A 1,132-nucleotide genomic window follows, 5' to 3' on the forward strand; every position below is an offset into this window, starting at 1 on the left:
TGGTCGGCGACCCATCGCTCTGTGAGGCTGTCAAGTTCGTCGAGTTGCGCCTGGGAGTAGTTTTCCGGATCGTAGCCCATATCAATCCAGTCAAGTAAGAACTCCTCGACCTCGTTGCGGGGAAAGTCCGGGTACTTTTTCTGGACGCGCTGAATAGATTGCTCAAGATCGAGCCGTTCTGCGTCTGGCCAGATCAATTTGCGTTGCTTGGCGTCGATCTGCACGTCCTCCAGCCAGTTCCAGAGGACGTCGCGGACCTCGATGGATTGCTGGCCCTCGGGTGAGTCCATCCAATCAAAGAGCCCATCAAGGAAAGGGTTGTTCGCGAAGATACTGTCTTGCGGTTGTTCCCGGCGTTGCTTGCCCATGATGTCCTCAAACAGGTCTGGGCCGTCGCGACCCGTTTTGTGTTGGCGCGGCGGCGCGTGCTCCGGAATATCCATCGTGCCGTCAAGGCGCCGGAATATTCGTCGGCTCCGATTGCCGCAACGCAGCTCGGTCTCGTCTTATCCGGATCATGAGCCCAAACATGGTTAACGAATTATGAATCTATGGTGCCTATTGGGTGACCCGACCCAACTTGAATCGTGGATGCGACCATGCCGGATCGGGGACTGCCACTATCGCTGTGGGCTATCTGGTGGAATGCAATCCTTCTTCTGCGGCCGGCATTCTCGCGCCTGCGAACCTTTATGTGGTTCGTCACCGCCGTGGCCGGCTTGACGGTGCGCCTGGAATTGCTGGGTGTCACCAGCATTGTGCGAGCCTTGAACCTACGGCCCAGGCTCTACACCAAACTGCTCGATCACTTTCACAGCAGTGGCATCAAACTTGACCGGCTTTCGGCCTTGTGGGCGCAAGTTGTGCTGCAGCTGTTCCCAAGCCTCGTGTGGGTCAACAACCGGCTGGTCCTGGTCGGGGATGGCATCAAAGCCCCTAAACGCGGCAAGAAAATGCCAGCCGTAAAGCTCCTGCATCAGCAGTCGGAATCAAACACCAAGCCAGAATACATCATGGGGCATTCCATGCAGGCGGTCGGCTTGCTCGTCCATGCGGCCAACAGCGTCTTTTGCGTGCCGCTCGCCGTGCGCATCCATGAAGGTCTGCTATGGTCCAACCGCGACAAGCGCAC

At 57.5% G+C, this 1,132-nt stretch carries 2 protein-coding genes; one reads left to right on the forward strand and one right to left on the reverse strand.

Going from position 1 to position 1,132, the window contains the following annotated elements:
- A partial coding sequence (locus VMT30_02055; protein ID HVQ43727.1) for a hypothetical protein occupies positions 1–443 on the reverse strand: 443 nt, incomplete at its 3' end.
- A gap of 156 nt (positions 444–599) precedes the next feature.
- Between VMT30_02055 and VMT30_02060 the strand changes: the two genes are divergently transcribed.
- Positions 600–1,132 (forward strand): IS4 family transposase (locus tag VMT30_02060; GenBank protein ID HVQ43728.1); only part of this gene is annotated, 533 nt, incomplete at its 3' end.

The sequence above is a fragment of the Candidatus Saccharimonadia bacterium genome, from assembly GCA_035544015.1.
Taxonomy (GTDB): Bacteria; Patescibacteriota; Saccharimonadia; order UBA4664; family UBA4664; genus UBA5169.